The 647-nt window shown below is 64.9% G+C and carries 1 protein-coding gene; it reads right to left on the bottom strand.

Annotated elements, in window-relative coordinates; all coding sequences use genetic code 11:
• Positions 1-647, bottom strand: a 647-nt coding sequence (locus EN994_RS34225; RefSeq protein ID WP_281060233.1) for a phenylalanine--tRNA ligase beta subunit-related protein, incomplete at both ends; no start/stop codon positions are given.

The raw sequence follows: 647 nt of genomic DNA, 5'->3' as shown, positions 1-647 counted from the left end.
GCGTGCCGCCGCAGAAATCGAGCACCAGTTTCGTCGCCAGTTCGACGCCCGGAACCATGAATTCGGGGTCGACGCCGCGCTCGAAACGGTAGCGCGCGTCGGTAATGATGCCGAGCGTGCGGCCGGTGCGCGCCGTGGTGATCGGATCCCAAAGGGCGGATTCGATCAGCACATCTGAGGTGTTCTCGTCGCAGCCCGAATGCTCGCCGCCCATGACGCCGGCGATCGACTCGACGCCGTTGTCATCTGCGATGACGCACATTTCCGGCGTCAGCGTGTATTCGCGGCCGTCGAGCGCCTGCACCTTTTCACCATCGCGCGCGCGGCGCACGACGAGATTGCCGGCAACCTTGCTGGCGTCGAACACATGCAGCGGGCGGCCGCGGTCGAAGGTGACGTAGTTGGTGATGTCGACCAGTGCGCTGATGGGTCTCAGCCCAATGGCGATCAGCCGCTGCTGCAGCCATTTTGGCGAGGGTCCATTCTTGACGCCCTTGACCAAGTTGAGCGCGAAGCCGGGGCAAAGCTCCGGCGCTTCGATCGTCACCTTGATCGGACACATGCCATTGCCGACATGCGGCATGATGGCGCCGCCGACGAGGCGGCCAAGCCCGCTCGCCGCCAGATCCCTGGCGATGCCGTAGACG

The sequence above is a fragment of the Mesorhizobium sp. M7A.F.Ca.CA.002.09.1.1 genome (assembly GCF_003998555.1).
GTDB classification, from domain to species: Bacteria; Pseudomonadota; Alphaproteobacteria; order Rhizobiales; family Rhizobiaceae; genus Mesorhizobium; species Mesorhizobium ciceri.
The sequence above is the reverse complement of the archived record's forward strand: the minus strand, read 5'-3'. Positions and strand labels throughout refer to the sequence as shown.